Here is a 16,624-nt window from a genome sequence, read left to right on the forward strand (position 1 = left end):
AGGGAAAACGCGTCAGATATCGGTGACGCCTTCAATCTTCAACGCTTTGCGGCTCACCACCGCAGGCGCCGTTTCATCGAGGAAACAGCTCAGTATCCCGGCGCAGGCGGCGCCGATAGCCGCCAGCCACATCACGCTGACCAGGCCATAGCGATCGGCGATCAACCCAGCCATAAAGGGCGCCAGGCAACCGCCGATCACTTCGCCAATGCCCATCACCAGCCCCAGCGCGGTGGCGATGCGGGCGGGAGAAACCGTTTCGGAAGGGATGGTGGCCATAAACAGGGTGAAGCAGCCGAGGCCGGTATACGACAGAAACACCAGCCCGCCCAGCAGCCACAGGTTATCGATATAGCTCAGGAACAGCGGGCAGCAAATCGCCAGCAGCGAGAAGAAAATCAGCGTCGGTTTGCGGCCGAGACGATCGGATATTGCCGGCACCGCCACGCCCCAGAACACCCAGGCCGCGCCGATGGCGCTCATGATGATGCCCATAGAACCTTCGCTGAAACCACGCGTGCTCACCAGGAAATTAGGGGCAAAGGTAATGATGACCATAAACCAGGTCACAAAAACGCAGGAGATCAGAATGCACAGCACCACGTTTTTAATTTTGAACATTTCACCGTAAGCGCCTTTTTCCGCCTTTTTATGCTCCGCGGGCGCCGCGACGAAAGCCGGATCCTTTTTGCCATTCACATATTTATAGATCAGCCAGGCCAAAATAATGCCCGGCACGGCGGTCAGATGAAACGCCGTGCTCCAGCCCCATTTCTGGGCCAGATAAATAATTAATGGCGGCGCGATAATCCCGCCCAATAACCCCGGCGCAGCGCCCTGGATCAACCCCATATTGAAACCGCGCCGCTGCGGCTGGGATTTCTCCACCATCAGCGACTGCGCAATCGGCAATACCGGGCCTTCGGCGATCCCCATCAGGGCGCGGAATATCAGCAGCATGGCGAAACCGCTAACCAGGCCCGACAGCGCAGAGAACAGAGAAAACACCAGGATCGAGATAATCAGCATCGGCTTGCGGATATTAAAGCGATCGGCAATCGCCCCCAGGCCGGCGCCCGACAGCGCCCAGGTCAGCGCCAGCACCGCCGATAGCGTGCCCAGATGCACATTGCTCAGCTTCAGATCGGCGGCGATCATCGGAAACAAGAATGAAATGGTTAAACGATCGACAAACACACAGCCGAATACAAAAAACAGAATAACCAGCAATCGGTTTTCTTCGCTCAGTACCGGGCGCTGCCCTGACGATTTATTCATAGTGTCATTTGTCCATAGGTTAACTTATGAATACCCATAGGTATTTCCACAAGCCCGGAAAACACCCAACCAATAGCAATATGGCTTGCGCCTTATCGAAACCAATCCATTAACATGTTAACGATATAAACTTATCGCAAGTTAACACACTGTCAACCTGGGCAACGCAGGGGGGAACTATTGCTGAGACGGGTACATTTCATGCGGGAAATATTACAGAAAATACCATTAATATATTGTTTATATTTAAAAATAAATAAACCACCAGCACTTTTATGGCTATCGAAATGCAACTCGACGCAAAAATCATAAATAGATTAACAATTAAAGCTTCAAGCATATTTATTATTATCATGTTTGCCGATGCCGCCTCGGTGTTACCGGTATCTTTTTTATTTATTGAATATGCTTAATTTATTTTTACAGCCAATTTCAAACTAACTCCATTGAGGGATGGCTGGCCCTGGTTTTACATTATCGCGGCTGAATTGTGGTAAAAGTACAGAGCGTGATGCGAATCACAGCAATACCTCCCCCCACCGCACAAAAACCATTGCCGCAAAAGCAATTATTTATTGCCATTATGGCGGTTTATATCAATTAACCCGCATGCAAAACTTCACGCCATCGTTCACCACAGCAATACATGCGCGAACCGGAGTGAAGCATGAACATCGAAAAATTGAGCCGCGGGCCGCTGTCCATCGGCGTTGAACTGCCGCTGGACAATGATTGGTCGACCAGCGGCCAGCTGAAACGGCAACGCGATCGCCGCCCGTTCGGCGTGCCCGACATGACCGAACACGCTTCGCTGATCGCATTGGCGGATAAGCTCGGCTTTCGCGCCGCCTGGGTGCGCGACGTGCCGCTGTACGATCCCGACTTCGGCGACGCTGCACAGGTATTTGAAACCTTTACCTATCTTGGCTATCTGTCCAGCCTGACCCGCAATATCCTGCTGGGAACGGCGGCGGTGGTTCTGCCGCTGCGCCAGCCCTGGCTGGTACGCAAAGCGGCCGCCACGCTGCAAACGCTGAGCGGCGATCGTCTGCTGCTCGGCGTCGCCAGCGGCGATCGGCCGGTGGAATATCCGCTATTTGGCCAGGACTACGCCACGCGGGGTGAAACGTTCCGCAGCAGCGTCGGCATTTTGAAGGGTGAAGCCGATACCGGGCTGCAGCCCGGCCTGCGCATGCTGCCGGCTAACCCGCCGCCACCGCTGTTGGTCGCCGGGTTGGCGCAGCAAACGCCAGAGTGGGTCGGCAAAAATATGGACGGCTGGCTGTCATACCCCGGCACGCCGGCGGACCACGTTTCGCGCGTCAAGCTGTGGCGACAGGTGGCCGGCGACAAAGCCTACGTCAGCTTTATTCACCTCGATCTCAGCGAGGACGCCAATGCGCCGGTCCAGCGCCACCGCTTTGGCATCAAAACCGGGCGCAACGGGCTAATTCAGGAGCTGAACGCCATGCAGGAAGCCGGGGTGAACCACATCGGCCTGCATTTTCGCCGCAACCAGCGGCCGCTGAATGAAACCCTGATGGAAATCGGCCAGTGGGTGCTGCCGGAGTTCCACCGGCCGCAGGCGTAACGCCCTCTCCGCCGGGGCATTTTATCGCCGGCGCTGCTAACTCATGCCAATTCGATCTAATGCCGGGATAAAAATGGCGCATGATGGGCAGCTGATGCACCTGATGGGGAGAAAACCGATGACGGCAAAACTGACCGAGGCCGGCCTCTGGCGCAAACAGGCCGACTCTTCACAACGGCGAGAGCCGCGAGTACTGATTCGGGTTTACGTCGGCGAAGGCGAGATCGATAGCGCCATCGCCTTCTACGAAAAGCTGCAGGGGGTGCAAATGGACATGCGCTTCGATTTTCCTGAGCACCGGCTGGTGCTGGCGGCCGTTGGGCCATTCCTGATCCTGGAAGGCGCGGAAGACAGCCTGCGCCCTTTCCGCAGCACCGTCGGCACGCTGCTGGTGGATGATATCTATCCTTACCATCAGCGCCTGCTCGCGGCCGGCGCCGAGATATTTTTTGGCCCGGTGGAGGTGCCCACCGGCGCCTGTTTCAATGCCCGCCTGCCGGACGGCACCACCATAGAATATGTGCACCACCGGCCACGCGAAGGCGAATAGCCTGCTTCAGGAAGTCGCCGGGCGCATGGCGTAACGGTGCAGGTCCTTATGCAAGCTGACCATATACAGCAGGATCACCGCGGAGAACGGCAGGCCACACAGCACCACGGCGGTCTGCATTGCGCTGAAGCTGCCCGCATACAGCAGCCCGATGCAGACCATGGTGGTCACCGCCGCCCAGAAAATGCGCAGCCAGGCCGGCGCATCGTCCTGGGCGGAGCCGCCCTGGCACGAAAGGTTGGCTATCATCAGGGTGCCGGAGTCGACCGGGGTCAGGAACAGCACAAAGCTGATCACCACGGTAAAGCCGGCCGTGATTTGCGTGTAGGGTAAATACTCGAACAGTTTGAACACCGCCATCGGCGGATCGGCCACCGCGACCTGGCCGAGGATCGCCTGCCCGCCCTCCAGCACCAGGCTGATGGCGGTATTGCCGAAGATGGATAACCACGCCAGGGTGAACCCCAACGGGATCAATAACACGCCGAAGATCAGTTCGCGAATGGTGCGCCCCTTCGAAATACGCGCGATAAACAGGCCGACGAACGGCGCCCACGCCACCCACCACGCCCAGTAGAACAGCGTCCAGGCGCCCTGCCATTGGCGCGCCTTGCCGTACAGGTACATGTCGAAGCTGCGGCTGACGATAGAGGTCAGGTAGTCCCCCACGTTTTGCAGCATGCCGTTGACCAGATTCAGCGTCGGCCCGGCCAAAAAGACGAACAGCAGCAGCAGGCACAGGAAGCCGACGTTGATATTGGACAGCATCGCGATGCCTTTTTCCACGCCGGTTACCGCCGCCAGCGTCGCCACCGCCATCATCACCACAATCAGCGCCAGCAGCACGCTGGTGCTCTGCGGAATTTCGAACAGGTAAAACAGCCCGGAGTTGACCAACAACGCGCCGATCCCCAGGTTGGTCACCATGGAGATCACCGTGACCAAAATACCGAAGCTGTCCACCAGATGGCCGACGCAACCGTGGGTACGCTCGCCGAAGATCGGATACAGCGCCGAACGCAGCGCCAGCGGCAGGCCGCGGCAGTAAGCGAAGTAGGCCAGCGCGGTGGCGATCAGCGCATACAGCGCCCAGCCGTGCAGCCCCCAGTGCAGGAAGGTGAGCGCCATCGCCTGGCGCGCCGCCTGCACGCTGCCGCCGGCGCCTTCCGGCGGCGACAGGAAGTGATCGAGCGGCTCGTAGGCGCCGTAGTAAACCAGCGCAATGCCGATACCGGAGGAAAACAGCATCGCCACCCAGGAGGGATAGCTGAACTGCGGTTTTTCGTCATCCGGCCCAAGCCGGATATGGCCAAAGCGCGACAACGCCAGCCAGAAGACAAACGCCATGCAGGCGATCATCAGCAGCATGTAGTACCAGCCGAACACGTCGGCCACCCAGCGTTGGGCGCCGTTCAGCCACTGCTTGCTGCCGGCGGGGAATAGCACGATCAAGACGCCCAGCAGCAGGATCACCGCCGCCGAGCTGAAAAACACCGGCGCATTGAGCCTGATGGGCTCTTCACCGGGCGATGAGGGATTGTTTACTGTCATTGGCAGGTTCCATGGCGCAAAGGAGAGACGATTTAAATGCAACCTTCGGTTAACATCGTATCGCCATTTATTTGACATTTTTGCAGCATATAGCGTATTGATTGACCGTTCAATCAATCAAATTCAAACTGTGATTTGCTTATCAATCGGGGAAAAAATGTACCGCAAAGATATTCCGGAGCAGCGTAAAGAGCAGCTGATTAACGCCGCCTTCGAGACGATTAACGTCGTTGGCCTGGCCGGCGTCACCCTGTCGCAGGTCGCGAAAGAAGCCGGGCTGTCGACCGGCATCGTCAGCCACTATTTTGGCGATAAAGACGGCTTGCTCAACGCCACCATGCGCAAGATCCTGCGCGATCTGCGCGATGCGGTGGCCGAATGCCGCGCGCGGGCGGCGGGCGACAGCCAGTCACAGCTGTTCGCCATTATTCAGGGCAACTTTCACCCCAGCCAGACCAATGCGGTGTCCATGCGCGCCTGGCTCGATTTCTGGGCCGCCAGCATGCATCAGCCGGCGCTGCGCCGCCTGCAGCGCGCCAACGATCGGCGGCTTTACTCCAATATTTGCAGCCAGTTTCGCCGTGCGCTGCCGCAGCAGCAGGCGCGCGAGGCCGCTCGCGGGCTGGCGGCGATGATCGACGGCCTGTGGCTGCGCGGCAGCCTGGCCGGCAATGAAACGGATTTGCAGCAGGATTGCCGCCTCGCCTGCGACTATGTGACGCGGATTTTAAACGCCGCTCAGCCGGCGGAAAAACCCTCGGCGAAGGCGCCGCGCAGATAGCTGCCGAATGCCGCCACCGTGCGCGACACCTGCGGCGCATAAGGGCGCACCACGTAAAGCGCGTCGGCAAAGGCGCCAATCGGGCGCCATGCCGGCAATACCTCGATCAGTTGGCCGCCCGCCAGGGCCCGCCGGGCGCTGAAATCGGGCAGCAAGGCAATGCCCAGCCCTTCCAGAGCGGCATCGCGTATCGACTCGCTGTTATTGGTCGCGAAGGGGCCGCTGACCGGCACCCGCATCTCGCCGCCTGCTGCGGCCTCCCTGGCGACAAAGCGCCAGCCCGGCTGTTCGCCGCCGCGCGGATAGTACAGGCACTGATGGCGTTCGAGCTCTGCGGGGGAAGCCGGCATGCCGTGCGCGGCGATATAGTCTGCGGAAGCCACCGCCAGCGTCTGCGTCGGGCACAGCCGCCAGGCGACGTGAGTTTCCGGCAGGCTGTCGCTGTGGCGGATCGCCAGATCGAACCCCTCGCGGGTTAACGACACCAGCCGATCGGACACCTCCAACTGCACCCGCACTTCCGGGTTGGCGCGCAGGAAACCGGTGATGCGCGGCACCAGCTGCTGGCGGGCAAAGGCCACCGGCGCGGTCACCCGCACCGTCCCGCGCAGCGGCCCGGCCGAGTCGCAGACGCCGGAAAAGCTCTGTTTGATTTGGGCAAACGGCTGGCGCAGCTCCTCCACCAGCCGCAGCCCCGCCTCGGTCAGCCGGACGCTGCGCGTGGTGCGCTGCACCAGCGGCACCCCGGCCAGGGTTTCAATCTCTTTGATCTTTTGGCTCATCGCCGCCTTGCTGACCTCCAGCCGTTCCGCCGCGCGGGTAAAGCTGCCCTGCTCCGCCAATACCGTAAGCCAGTGCAGGTGGGTCCACAGGGTTTCAATCTTCGGGTTTTTCATCGCCAACTGTTCATTTTTATAAACAATGAGTTCAAGTATAGCGCTTCTTCAGCGCAAAAAATCGCCTTAGTATGGCGACAGCGCCCTGGCAGCCAGATGCCGGCTAACCTACTGACAGGATTATAAAATGCCACTACTGACTTTTGACGTTATCGAAGGCCGCAGCCCAGCGGAACTGAAAACCCTGCTCGACGCCGCTCATCGCGCGGTGCTGAACGCCTTTGAGGTGCCCGAGCGCGATCGCTACCAGATTGTTCATGAAAACAAGGCTCATCAGATGGTGATCGAAGACACCGGCCTGAATCTGACCCGCAGCCGCAACCTGGTGGTGGTGAGGGTGTTCACCAGCCCGCGCAGCGAGCAGCAGAAACAGCGTTTTTACGCCGAGCTGTGTCGCGAGTTGCAAGAAAGCTGCGGCATTGAAGGCGGCGATCTGATGGTGTCGATAGTCACCAACGCGAAAGGGGATTGGAGCTTCGGCAACGGCGTGGCGCAATACCTGACCGGTGAACTATGAGGCGTAAGGCGGCGCCTGGCCGCCTTACGCTGCTTTGACTATTGATCTTCGCTGTACTGGTTTTGCCACATTGCGGCGTAGCGGCCGTTTTGCTGCAGCAGTTCGTCGTGGCGACCGCGCTCGACGATCTCCCCCGCTTCCAGCACGATGATTTCGTCGGCGTCCACCACCGTGGACAGGCGATGGGCGATCACCAGCGTGGTGTGGTTACGGCTCACCTCGCGCAGATGCCCCTGGATCTCGCGTTCGGTCTGGGTATCCAGCGCGCTGGTCGCTTCGTCGAACACCAAAATCGCCGGGTTTTTCAGGATGGTGCGGGCGATCGCCACCCGCTGCTTCTCGCCGCCGGACAGCTTAAGGCCGCGCTCCCCCACCCGGGTTTCATAACCGTCGGGCAGGCTGACGATAAACTCATGGATATGCGCCAGCCGGGCCGCTCGTTCTATCTCTTCGTCGCTGGAGCCGGTTTTGCCGTAGCCGATGTTGTAGCGCAGCGTATCGTTAAACAGCACGGTATCCTGCGGCACGATGCCGATCGCCTGCCGCAGGCTGGCCTGGGTCAGTTGGCGAATGTCCTGACCGTCGATGGAAACCGCGCCGCCGTTCACGTCATAGAAGCGAAACAGCAGGCGTGAAAGCGTCGATTTGCCGACGCCGGAAGCGCCCACCACCGCCACGGTTTTTCCCGCCGGGATGGTGAAGCTCACCTGCTTCAGGATCGGCCGGCGCGCATCGTAACCGAAGCTGACCCCATCGAAACGCACCTCCCCCTGGCTGAGGCGCAGATCCTGCGCATTCGGGCTATCGACAATCTCCTGCTCTTCCTGCAGCAGATCGAACATGTTTTCCATGTCGATCAGCGCCTGCCGCACTTCGGCGTAAATAAAACCGAAGAAGTTCAGCGGCTGGTAGAGCTGCAGTAAATAAGCGTTCACCAGCACAAAATCGCCGATGCTCATTCGCCCCTGCACGATGCCCTGCGCCGCCATGCTCATCATGACGATCAGGCCTACCGAGATCACCGCCGTCTGGCCGAGGTTCAGCGCGGTAAAGCTGAATTGGTTCTTGATGGCGGCGTATTCATACAGCCGGCGTGACATATTGAACCGCTCGGCCTCGAACTCCTCGTTGCCGAAGTATTTCACCGTTTCGTAGTTCAGCAGGCTGTCGATGGACTTGCTGTTGGCGTCGGCGTTGGCCTTGTTGAGCTCGCGCCGGAAACGGGTGCGCCAGCTGACCGCCGTCACGGTGAACAGGATATAGCAGCAGACCGTGGCGAGGATCGCCAGCGCGAACCAGCCGTTCAGCATATGCCACATGATTACCGAAACCAGGGTCAGTTCGAACAGGATCGGTACGATAGAAAACAGCAGCCGCGACAGCACGGTGGCCACCGCCTGGGTGCCGCGCTCGATCGACAACGACAGCCCGCCGGTCTGCCGCTCCAGGTGAAAGCGCAGGCTCAGCGCATGCAGTTGCCTGAACACCCGCAGCCCCAGCAGCCGGGTGGCGTTTTGGCTGACGTGGATAAACATCACGTTGCGCAGCTCTTCAAACAGCGCGCCGCCCACCCGCGCCACGCCATAGGCGACGATCAACCCCAGCGGAATAGCCAGCATTTTGGCGGTGTCGCCGCTCAGCGCATCGACCATCGCTTTGTAAGCCAGCGGCACCAGGGTGGTGCTGATCTTGGCGATCACCATGAAAATAAAGGCCACCACCAGATACCAACGCAGTTTGGGGTTATCTTTCGGCCACAGGTAGGGCAGCAGGAACTTCAATAAGCGGGAACGATCCATAATGTAATAGTTATCTTCTCAGTAAGAATGGCGGTATCGGCTTTAGTCTATTCTGGCATGTATGGCGGCAAAAGCCTTAGCAATCCGCAGCGGTGTTCCAGCCGGAGCGGGGAATGGCGAGTTTTTTCATCTTCAGCCCTGGCCGGTCGCCGCAATTTATTCTTAAAGTGCGATTTCCCCCGCCGCCGCCATTAATTTTGTTGTTGAGAAGTTACCAGCACGTTAATATCCGAAAAAATTATTAGACACAAAATAATTAGTGGTTAATCAATAACCGCAAAGCCGTTTCATTTCATTACCTTGTACTCAACGGCTGCCCACTTTTCGCCTACTCAGGCTTTAACACCAGTTGCGAGAAACTCACTATGAGCACTGCGTTACCCAACGATGATGTCAGTCCATCCAAAAATGGAACCGGTTTCAGAAGAAGAGATGTGTTGATTGGCCTGGCCTCCACCCTGATCGCCACCTCCCTGCTCGGCTACCCGTTTCTGACCCAGGCAGAACAGCAAACCGCAGCGGCCAACCCGCTGATCTTCACCCGCTTTTTTACCTTGTCCCAAACACTGACCGAGCACCGCGATATCGATCAGGGCATGTCGGCGCGCATTTTCAGCGCGCTTAGCCAGGCCACAGCGGATTTCTCCGCGCGCATTGAGCGGCTGAGCGCGCTGCTGCAGCCCGGGCAAAGCGCCGCGCAGCTGCAAACGCTCGCGGTACAGGCCGGTTTGCAAGACCTGATCACCACCATCGTCAGCACCTGGTACACCGGCACCGTCGGGCACGGGCAACAGGCGGTGTTGATCGCCTACAAGGATGCGTTGATGTACCGCCCCGCCAGCGACGCGCTGATCGTCCCGACCTATTGCGGCAACGGCCCGCTGTGGTGGACTGCTACGCCGCCAATGAACATGACACCTGCACGCTGAGACTACCCTGATGAAAAAACCTGAATTTACCGCCGATGGCGACGCATCGGCCGATATCGTGATCGTCGGCTCCGGCATTGTCGGCGGCATCATGGCCGATCAGCTGGTCAGCCAGGGCTATTCCGTGCTGGTGCTGGAAGCCGGCCTGCGCATCGATCGCGCCCAGGCGGTGGAGAACTGGCGCAACATGCCGTTCGATAACCGGGCCGGTTCGGATTTCCAGGGGCTGTATCCGCAATCGGAATACGCCACCGCCCCGCTCTACTTCCCGGAAAACAACTATGTGGCCCTGAGCGGCACCAGCGCAAACAGCTTCAAGCAAGGCTATCTGCGCACCGTCGGCGGCACCACCTGGCACTGGGCGGCCTCCTGCTGGCGCCACTTGCCGAGCGATTTCCAGATGAAAACCCGGTACGGCGTCGGCCGCGACTGGCCTATATCGTATAACGATCTCGAACCCTACTACTGCCGGGCGGAAGAGGAAATCGGCGTCGCCGGCCCCAATGACCCGGCGCAACAGTCGCCGGTCGAGCGCAGCAAACCTTACCCGATGGACATGGTGCCCTGGGCCTACGGCGACACCCGCTTCGCCGAGGTGGTCAACCCGCATGGCTACCGCTCGGTGCCGATCCCACAGGGGCGCAGCATTCGCCCGTGGAAAGGCCGCCCGACCTGCTGCGGCAACAACAACTGCCAGCCGATTTGCCCGATCGGCGCCATGTACAACGGCATCCATCATGTCGAACGCGCAGAGATGAAAGGCGCGGTGGTGCTGGCAGAATCGGTGGTCTACAAAATCGATACCGACTCGCAGAACCGCATCACCGCCGTACACTGGCTGGACAACCAAAAGCGCTCGCACAAGGCTACCGCCAACGCCTTCGCGCTGGCCTGCAACGGCATCGAAACGCCGCGCCTGCTGCTGATCGCCGCCAATAAGCAAAACCCCAACGGCATCGCCAACTCTTCCGATCAGGTCGGCCGCAACATGATGGATCACTCCGGTTTTCACTGCACCTTCCTGGCGAAAGAACCGCTGTGGCTCGGCCGTGGGCCGGCGCAGAGCAGCTGCCTGGTCGGCCCGCGCGACGGCGAGTTCCGCAAAGATTATTCCGCCAACAAGATGATCCTGAACAACATCAATCAGGTGGTACCCGCCACGCAAAAAGCGCTGGAGCAGGGCCTGATCGGCAAAGTATTGGACGAAGAGATCCGCCGGCGCGCAGCCTACGGGGTCGATTTGTCCATCAGCCTGGAACCGTTACCAGACCCGAACAACCGCCTGACGCTGAGCGCCACCCGCAAGGACGCCCACGGCCTGCCGTGCCCGGATATTCACTACGACGTCGGCGATTACGTGCGCAAAGGCGCGGAAGCGGCGCATAAGCAGCTGGAACACATAGGTAAGTTGTTCGATGCCGATGAATTCAAGATCACCACCAGCCTGAACGCCAACAACCACATCATGGGCGGCACCATCATGGGCAGCGATCCGCGGGATTCGGTGGTCGACGGCAACTGCCGCACTCACGACCACGCCAACCTCTGGCTGCCGGGCGGCGGTGCCATTCCTTCCGCCAGCGTGGTCAACAGCACGCTGACCATGGCGGCGCTGGGCATCAAGGCCGCCGACGACATCGCGCAAGCGCTGGCGGTGAAATCATGAAGAAGCGGATTGGATTGGCCCTGACGCTGCTGAGCCTGAGCGGCGGCGCGTTCGCCGCCGATGACGGCGCGGCGTTGATCGCACGTGGGCAGCAGCTCGCGGTGGCCGCCGACTGCCAGGCGTGCCACACCCAGCCGGGCGGCGGCAAGCCCTTTGCCGGCGGTTACGGCATCGGCTCGCCGATGGGGGTGATTTACTCCACCAACATCACGCCTTCCGCCCCCGATGGCATTGGCGATTACAGCGAGCAGCAGTTTGCCCGCGCGGTGCGTGAAGGGGTTCGCGCCGACGGCAGCTATCTCTACCCGGCAATGCCTTACACCTCTTATACCAAACTGAGCGACGAGGATATCCACGCGCTCTACGCCTACTTTATGCAGAGCGTGAAACCGGTGGCGCAGAAAAACACCCCCACCGAACTGCCCTTCCCGTTCAACCTGCGCTTCAGCATGCTCGGTTGGAACCTGCTGTTTCTGGATAAAGGCCGCTTCCAGCCCGATGCGAGCAAAAGCGAACAATGGAACCGCGGCGCCTATCTGGTCAACGGCCCCGGGCACTGCGATACCTGCCACACGCCGCGCAACCTGCTGATGGCGGAAAGCACCGACAAGCCGCTTTCCGGCGGCATGGTGGGCAGCTGGTATGCGCCGAACATCACCTCGGACGCCGTCAGCGGCATCGGCGGCTGGAGCAACGAGCAGCTGGTGCAGTACCTCAAAACCGGGCGGGTGGCCGGTAAGAACCAGGCGGCCGGCGGCATGGCCGAAGCGGTGGAAAACAGCCTGCAATACCTGCCCGAACAAGATCTGCAGGCGATCGCCGTCTACCTGAAAAGCACCGCACCGGTGCGCGACGCGCAGGATACGCAAGCGGCCGACGGCTATGGCCGGGCGATGAACGTTGAGCCGGCGTTGCGCGGCCAGCACCCCGCCAACGCCAACAATACGGTAACCGACGGCGCCGCCCTGTTTAGCGGCAACTGCGCCAGCTGCCACCAGCCGGACGGCAGCGGCAGCAAGGATCAGGCTTATCCTTCGCTGTTCAACAACACCGCCACCGGCTCAGGCAACCCGGCCAACCTGATCTCCGCCATTCTGTTCGGCGTGCAGCGCAAGGCCGGCGGCGAGGATGTGCTGATGCCGAACTTTGGCCCGCAGTCCTACGTCAATCCGTTGAGCGATAAGCAAATCGCCGCCGTCAGCAACTACGTGTTGCAGCACTACGGCAATCCGGCGGTGAAGGTGAGCGAAGCGGACGTCGCGGAACTGCGCAACGGCGGCCCGGTGCCGCTGCTGGCCAGGCTGCAGCCCTACATGGCGCCGAGCATCGGCGTGGCGGTAATGCTGTTGCTGGCGTTGATCTGGCTGTGCGGCAGGAAGCGGAGATAATCCGCCCTCAGGCCCGCGCCTCCTGAGGGGGCGGGCCTGGGTTTTACTTAGCAGGACGGTGACGAGCCCTGTGGCGGCAGATAACGCTGCGGGTCCAGCGCGGTGGCGCGATAGCGGATCTGGAAGTGCAGGTACACCGAGTCGGTGCCGGTGCTGCCCATGGTGCCGATTTTTTGCCCCGCCTTGACGTCCTGGCCGTTGCGCACCAGCGTGGTGTCGTTATGGGCATAGGCGGTGATGAAGTCCTCACCGTGCTTGATCATGATCAGGTTGCCGTAACCGCGCAGCTGATTGCCGACGTACACCACCTTGCCCTTGGCCGAAGCGTAGATCGGCTGGCCACGCGGGCCGGCGATATCGATGCCTTTGTTGCCGCCGTCGGCGGTGGAATAGGCCTGCACTATTTTGCCGGCGGCCGGCCAACGCCAACAACGGCCGGCGCCCGGCGGCGGCGTCTGCTTGGCCAACACCGCGCCCGAAGAGGTGGATTTGCGGCGATTGGCGGCGGTTTTGGTTGGCGCGCTGCCGCTCAGGCGCAGCTTTTGCCCGACTTCCAGGTTGTAAGGCGCGCGTATCTTATTGATTCTGGCCAGATCGCGGACTTCGCTGTCGGTGATCCAGGCGATGTAATACAGCGTATCACCCCGTTTGACGGTATAGGATTTGCCGCTGTAGCTGCCCTTTGGCAGTTTATCGTAGTTGCGGTTATAGCTGTTTTTGCCCGAACAGCCGGCTAACAGCAGGCCCAATGCCAGACACACGGCGGCGCGGCGCCACCATGCAAGTTTGCTTCCTGTGCTCAAATCCTGTCCTCAATCATCTTCCGGGGGTTCTGATACGCGCCAGCCGCCCATAGTAACATCTGCGCCGGACCAGTCAAAAACCGCCAAAGAGGTCTATGCTGAACAGGTAAGGATGACTGATTAATTACCACACGACGAAATGGAGTACTGTCATGTTGAATATTGACCGCAATAATCTGCCCCGCCTGGGCGAAGACCTGCTCAAAAAGCAACGCACCACCCTGCTGATCATCGCCTTCCTGCTGCTGGCGGGCGGAATTCTTTGCCTGATCAACCCCTTAGCCTCCGGCGCCGCGTTGAGCATTGTGGTGGGCATTTTGCTGCTGCTGAGCGGGGCTGGGCTGGTGATCGGCATGATAGCCAACCGGGCGCAAAACACCTGGCCGCTGATCGGCGGCATATTGTTGGGTGTGGCTTATCTGATTATCGGCTACCTGTTTATCAGCAACCCGTTGACCGGGGTGCTCGCACTGGCGGTGTACCTCGCGGTATTGTTTGCGTTCGGCGGCATTGCGCGGCTGATCGCCGGCTATGTGCGCCGCGGCCAGCCCGGCAACTGGCTGCAGTTTGTCATCGGCGTGCTGGACTTGATCATCGCCTGGATGCTGGTGGGCTCGGGGCCGGAAGCCTCGATCACTCTGGTAACGGCGATCGTCGGCATCGAGATGCTGGTCAGTTCCTTCGCCCTGTTCCAGGCCGCCAGTCTGTTCAAGCGCGCGTGATGTGACCGGCCCGCCGCCGAGCCCGGCGGCGGGTTTGATCGCCCCCACCAGTCAATCATTACCCCCTGCTGTCGGCTGAGACGGCAACCCCATCCCCTGCGTTCATTCTGCTTTACATCGGCAATAGTGCGCCGACGACTAATAACGCCCGGCAAAAATTGCGTTGGTTATAGGGTCGACTACAATTCAATCGAAATGCCTCCCTACAAAATTAACATAAACTAATATTAGAGGTGATTATGTTGCAGAAACACGAAAACGTAATAAGTATGACTGTACTTAGCCATCAGGCCACCCAACAGTTGATGCCCTCCTTTGCTTTCTTGCCCCACACCCAACACGCCGACGGCAAATATCGCTTACGCCGCTATTCCGTGGTCAAACATCTCGATGGCCACGTCGTCGAAGTGGGGCCGCGCAATTTCGTGCAATCTGACGAGATCAACCATTTCCAGGGCAACGTGGTGCGCCGTTTTGAGCCGATTGACAGCGCCGTGTTGCAAAGCGCCGGTATGGAAGAAATGTGCAACCTGTTCGCCGAAAGCAACGAGCTGCCTGACGGCACGGAAATAGAAATTCACCAGATGCGCGTAGTCGCCGTACAGAAAGACACCCAGGTAGCGCCGGAAGGCATTCATCAGGACGGCTTCGACCATATCGCGATGATCGCCATTCACCGGCACAATATCGTCGGCGGTGAAATCATGCTGTACGACGACAGCCACCATGATCCTTTCTTTAAAAAAGCGCTGGCGGACGGCGAAGCCGTGTTGCTGGCGGACAGCAAACTCTGGCATAACGCCACGCCGATCAACACGGTGAGCCAGGAAGAAGAAGGCCATATGGATCTTTTCGTCCTGACCGCGCGGGGAGGAAAAGCATGAGCTTTACGCCCGAACTCGCCCGCGCCCAGTTCAGCGCGCTGTCCCAGCGCCATGATGATAAACCGGTGATCTTCTTCGACGGCCCCGGCGGTTCCCAGGTTTCGCACGGCGTACTGGAAAAAATGACCGGCTACCTGGGAAAATATAACGCCAACCTGGGCGGGCACTATTTCTCCAGCCATAAGACAACCGAGGTGATGAACCATGCGCGGGAATCGGTGCGCGCCTTATTAAATGCGCCTTCGCCCGATAATATCGTCTTCGGCATGAACATGACCTCGCTGACGTTCCACCTCAGCCGCATCATCAGCCGCACCTGGCAGGCCGGCGATGAAATTATCGTCACCGCGCTGGATCACTACGCCAACGTTTCCAGCTGGCAACAGGCCGCCGCCGACAAACAGGCCATCGTGCATCAAATACCGCTGGAGCGCGCGGATTGTTCGCTGAGCGCCGCCCGGCTGTGTGAACGCATCACCGCCAAAACCCGGCTGGTGGCGGTCAGCTACGCCTCCAACGTGACCGGCAGCATCGCCGACATCAAGGCCATCACCGAAGCCGCTCACCGCGTCGGCGCACTGGTTTACGTTGACGCCGTGCACTACGCCCCGCACAACCTGATCGACGTGCAGGCGCTGGGCTGCGACTTTTTAGCGTGCTCCGCCTATAAATTCTTCGGCCCGCATATCGGCATGGCCTATATCGCGCCGCAGTGGCTGCAGCGCCTGCAGCCCTATAAAGTCGAACCGGCCACCGACGTCGGGCCCGGCCGCTTTGAAACCGGCACTCAGAGTTTTGAAGGGTTGGCGGGCGTCACCGCAGCCATCGACTATCTGGCGCAATGGGGCACGCCGGGCGCATCGTTGAGGCAGCGTTTGCAGGAAAGTTTTACCGGCTATCACCGGCATGAAGAGAACCTGAGCAGGCACTTTCTGCAGCGTCTGCAGCACATCGACGGCGTGCAGCTGTACGGATCTGCGCAGGCGGACATCCACCGCCGCACCCCAACCTTTGCCCTGACCTTTAGCGGCCATGCGCCCGAAGAGATCGCCCGTCGGCTAGGCCGGCACAATATTTGCGTCGGCAGCGGGCATTTTTATGCGCTGGGATTGATTCAGCAGTTGGGCCTGCAAGACGGCGGCGTGCTGCGCATCGGGATGATGCATTACAACACGCTGCAGGAAATCGACATGCTGTTTGAGGTGCTTGGCGGCGAACTGGGCGTGACGGGAAAACAGAGCGTGAACGGCTAGAGAGAGTGGAAATGAA

Annotated in this window: 15 protein-coding genes; 10 read left to right on the forward strand and 5 right to left on the reverse strand. The window is 59.8% G+C overall.

The features are described 5' to 3' along the window. Positions 1 to 12: 12 nt before the first annotated feature. Positions 13 to 1,278 carry an MFS transporter gene (locus KHA73_RS19425; protein WP_234586082.1) on the reverse strand — a complete coding sequence of 422 codons (1,266 nt, stop codon included), beginning with the start codon at positions 1,276 to 1,278 and terminating at the stop codon, positions 13 to 15. A 667-nt stretch (positions 1,279 to 1,945) separates the two neighbouring features. On the opposite strand from KHA73_RS19425, the gene KHA73_RS19430 reads away from it, so the two are divergent. Beyond that, complete coding sequence (locus KHA73_RS19430; protein WP_234586083.1) at positions 1,946 to 2,869, forward strand: TIGR03571 family LLM class oxidoreductase; 924 nt, start codon at positions 1,946 to 1,948, stop codon at positions 2,867 to 2,869. Positions 2,870 to 2,987: 118 nt separating this feature from the next. Further along, positions 2,988 to 3,419: a VOC family protein gene (locus KHA73_RS19435; protein WP_234586084.1), complete on the forward strand. Its 432-nt coding sequence runs from the start codon at positions 2,988 to 2,990 to the stop codon at positions 3,417 to 3,419. A 6-nt stretch (positions 3,420 to 3,425) separates the two neighbouring features. On the opposite strand, the gene KHA73_RS19440 is transcribed toward KHA73_RS19435, so the two are convergent. Next, positions 3,426 to 4,970, reverse strand: coding sequence for a BCCT family transporter (locus KHA73_RS19440; protein WP_234586085.1), 1,545 nt, complete (start codon positions 4,968 to 4,970; stop codon positions 3,426 to 3,428). 157 nt (positions 4,971 to 5,127) lie between these two features. Between KHA73_RS19440 and betI the strand changes: the two genes are divergently transcribed. Further along, positions 5,128 to 5,751 (forward strand): transcriptional regulator BetI, encoded by a 624-nt coding sequence (gene betI, locus KHA73_RS19445; RefSeq protein WP_234586086.1) that lies wholly within the window; start codon positions 5,128 to 5,130, stop codon positions 5,749 to 5,751. Here the strand turns inward: betI and KHA73_RS19450 are convergent. After that, positions 5,709 to 6,647, reverse strand: coding sequence for a LysR substrate-binding domain-containing protein (locus KHA73_RS19450; protein ID WP_234586088.1), 939 nt, complete (start codon positions 6,645 to 6,647; stop codon positions 5,709 to 5,711). The two genes, betI and KHA73_RS19450, sit on opposite strands and share 43 nt — an antisense overlap. A gap of 127 nt (positions 6,648 to 6,774) precedes the next feature. Between KHA73_RS19450 and KHA73_RS19455 the strand changes: the two genes are divergently transcribed. Then, the gene (locus tag KHA73_RS19455; protein ID WP_234586089.1) at positions 6,775 to 7,164 is read left to right on the forward strand and encodes a tautomerase family protein; all 390 of its coding nucleotides are present in this window, start codon (positions 6,775 to 6,777) and stop codon (positions 7,162 to 7,164) included. A gap of 38 nt (positions 7,165 to 7,202) precedes the next feature. On the opposite strand, the gene KHA73_RS19460 is transcribed toward KHA73_RS19455, so the two are convergent. Further along, positions 7,203 to 8,963, reverse strand: a complete 1,761-nt coding sequence (locus KHA73_RS19460; protein WP_234586090.1) for an ABCB family ABC transporter ATP-binding protein/permease — start codon at positions 8,961 to 8,963, stop codon at positions 7,203 to 7,205. A 365-nt stretch (positions 8,964 to 9,328) separates the two neighbouring features. On the opposite strand from KHA73_RS19460, the gene KHA73_RS19465 reads away from it, so the two are divergent. Genes KHA73_RS19465 through KHA73_RS19475 form a run of 3 tightly spaced genes read left to right on the forward strand, consistent with a single transcriptional unit; the run spans position 9,329 to position 12,946 of the window. Beyond that, entirely contained in the window at positions 9,329 to 9,892 is a 564-nt protein-coding gene (locus KHA73_RS19465) for a sorbitol dehydrogenase family protein (protein ID WP_234586091.1), read from the forward strand. Positions 9,893 to 9,902: 10 nt separating this feature from the next. Further along, complete coding sequence (locus tag KHA73_RS19470; protein ID WP_234586093.1) at positions 9,903 to 11,558, forward strand: GMC family oxidoreductase; 1,656 nt, start codon at positions 9,903 to 9,905, stop codon at positions 11,556 to 11,558. After that, positions 11,555 to 12,946 (forward strand): c-type cytochrome, encoded by a 1,392-nt coding sequence (locus KHA73_RS19475; RefSeq protein WP_234586095.1) that lies wholly within the window; start codon positions 11,555 to 11,557, stop codon positions 12,944 to 12,946. Before KHA73_RS19470 ends, KHA73_RS19475 begins: the two co-directional genes overlap by 4 nt. Positions 12,947 to 12,993: 47 nt before the next feature. On the opposite strand, the gene actS is transcribed toward KHA73_RS19475, so the two are convergent. Then, positions 12,994 to 13,749 carry an amidase activator ActS gene (gene actS, locus KHA73_RS19480; RefSeq protein WP_234586097.1) on the reverse strand — a complete coding sequence of 252 codons (756 nt, stop codon included), beginning with the start codon at positions 13,747 to 13,749 and terminating at the stop codon, positions 12,994 to 12,996. A 152-nt stretch (positions 13,750 to 13,901) separates the two neighbouring features. Here actS and KHA73_RS19485 point away from each other — a divergent pair, with 152 nt between their 5' ends. The 3 genes from KHA73_RS19485 to KHA73_RS19495 all read left to right on the forward strand — a co-directional run bounded on the left by KHA73_RS19485 (position 13,902) and on the right by KHA73_RS19495 (position 16,608). Further along, on the forward strand, positions 13,902 to 14,471 hold the full coding sequence (locus KHA73_RS19485; protein ID WP_234586098.1) for an HdeD family acid-resistance protein: 570 nt from the start codon (positions 13,902 to 13,904) through the stop codon (positions 14,469 to 14,471). Positions 14,472 to 14,740: 269 nt separating this feature from the next. Next, positions 14,741 to 15,355: a 2OG-Fe dioxygenase family protein gene (locus KHA73_RS19490; protein ID WP_234586100.1), complete on the forward strand. Its 615-nt coding sequence runs from the start codon at positions 14,741 to 14,743 to the stop codon at positions 15,353 to 15,355. Then, the gene (locus KHA73_RS19495; RefSeq protein ID WP_234586102.1) at positions 15,352 to 16,608 is read left to right on the forward strand and encodes a cysteine desulfurase-like protein; all 1,257 of its coding nucleotides are present in this window, start codon (positions 15,352 to 15,354) and stop codon (positions 16,606 to 16,608) included. The genes KHA73_RS19490 and KHA73_RS19495 overlap by 4 nt, the downstream gene beginning before the upstream one ends. The last annotated feature ends 16 nt before the right edge of the window (positions 16,609 to 16,624 follow it).

Origin of the sequence: Serratia entomophila (assembly GCF_021462285.1) — a bacterium.
Classification (GTDB): domain Bacteria; phylum Pseudomonadota; class Gammaproteobacteria; order Enterobacterales; family Enterobacteriaceae; genus Serratia; species Serratia entomophila.

Bases quoted from the DNA above. Each gene is read 5' to 3' on its own strand.
- KHA73_RS19435 (WP_234586084.1), top strand. From the start codon at position 2,988: ATGACGGCAAAACTGACCGAGGCCGGCCTCTGGCGCAAACAGGCCGAC.
- KHA73_RS19460 (WP_234586090.1), bottom strand. From the start codon at position 8,963: ATGGATCGTTCCCGCTTATTGAAGTTCCTGCTGCCCTACCTGTGGCCG.
- KHA73_RS19475 (WP_234586095.1), top strand. From the start codon at position 11,555: ATGAAGAAGCGGATTGGATTGGCCCTGACGCTGCTGAGCCTGAGCGGC.
- KHA73_RS19470 (WP_234586093.1), top strand. From the start codon at position 9,903: ATGAAAAAACCTGAATTTACCGCCGATGGCGACGCATCGGCCGATATC.
- KHA73_RS19450 (WP_234586088.1), bottom strand. From the start codon at position 6,647: ATGAAAAACCCGAAGATTGAAACCCTGTGGACCCACCTGCACTGGCTT.
- KHA73_RS19425 (WP_234586082.1), bottom strand. From the start codon at position 1,278: ATGAATAAATCGTCAGGGCAGCGCCCGGTACTGAGCGAAGAAAACCGA.
- KHA73_RS19430 (WP_234586083.1), top strand. From the start codon at position 1,946: ATGAACATCGAAAAATTGAGCCGCGGGCCGCTGTCCATCGGCGTTGAA.
- KHA73_RS19485 (WP_234586098.1), top strand. From the start codon at position 13,902: ATGTTGAATATTGACCGCAATAATCTGCCCCGCCTGGGCGAAGACCTG.
- KHA73_RS19440 (WP_234586085.1), bottom strand. From the start codon at position 4,970: ATGACAGTAAACAATCCCTCATCGCCCGGTGAAGAGCCCATCAGGCTC.
- KHA73_RS19455 (WP_234586089.1), top strand. From the start codon at position 6,775: ATGCCACTACTGACTTTTGACGTTATCGAAGGCCGCAGCCCAGCGGAA.
- KHA73_RS19465 (WP_234586091.1), top strand. From the start codon at position 9,329: ATGAGCACTGCGTTACCCAACGATGATGTCAGTCCATCCAAAAATGGA.
- KHA73_RS19495 (WP_234586102.1), top strand. From the start codon at position 15,352: ATGAGCTTTACGCCCGAACTCGCCCGCGCCCAGTTCAGCGCGCTGTCC.
- KHA73_RS19490 (WP_234586100.1), top strand. From the start codon at position 14,741: ATGACTGTACTTAGCCATCAGGCCACCCAACAGTTGATGCCCTCCTTT.
- betI (WP_234586086.1), top strand. From the start codon at position 5,128: ATGTACCGCAAAGATATTCCGGAGCAGCGTAAAGAGCAGCTGATTAAC.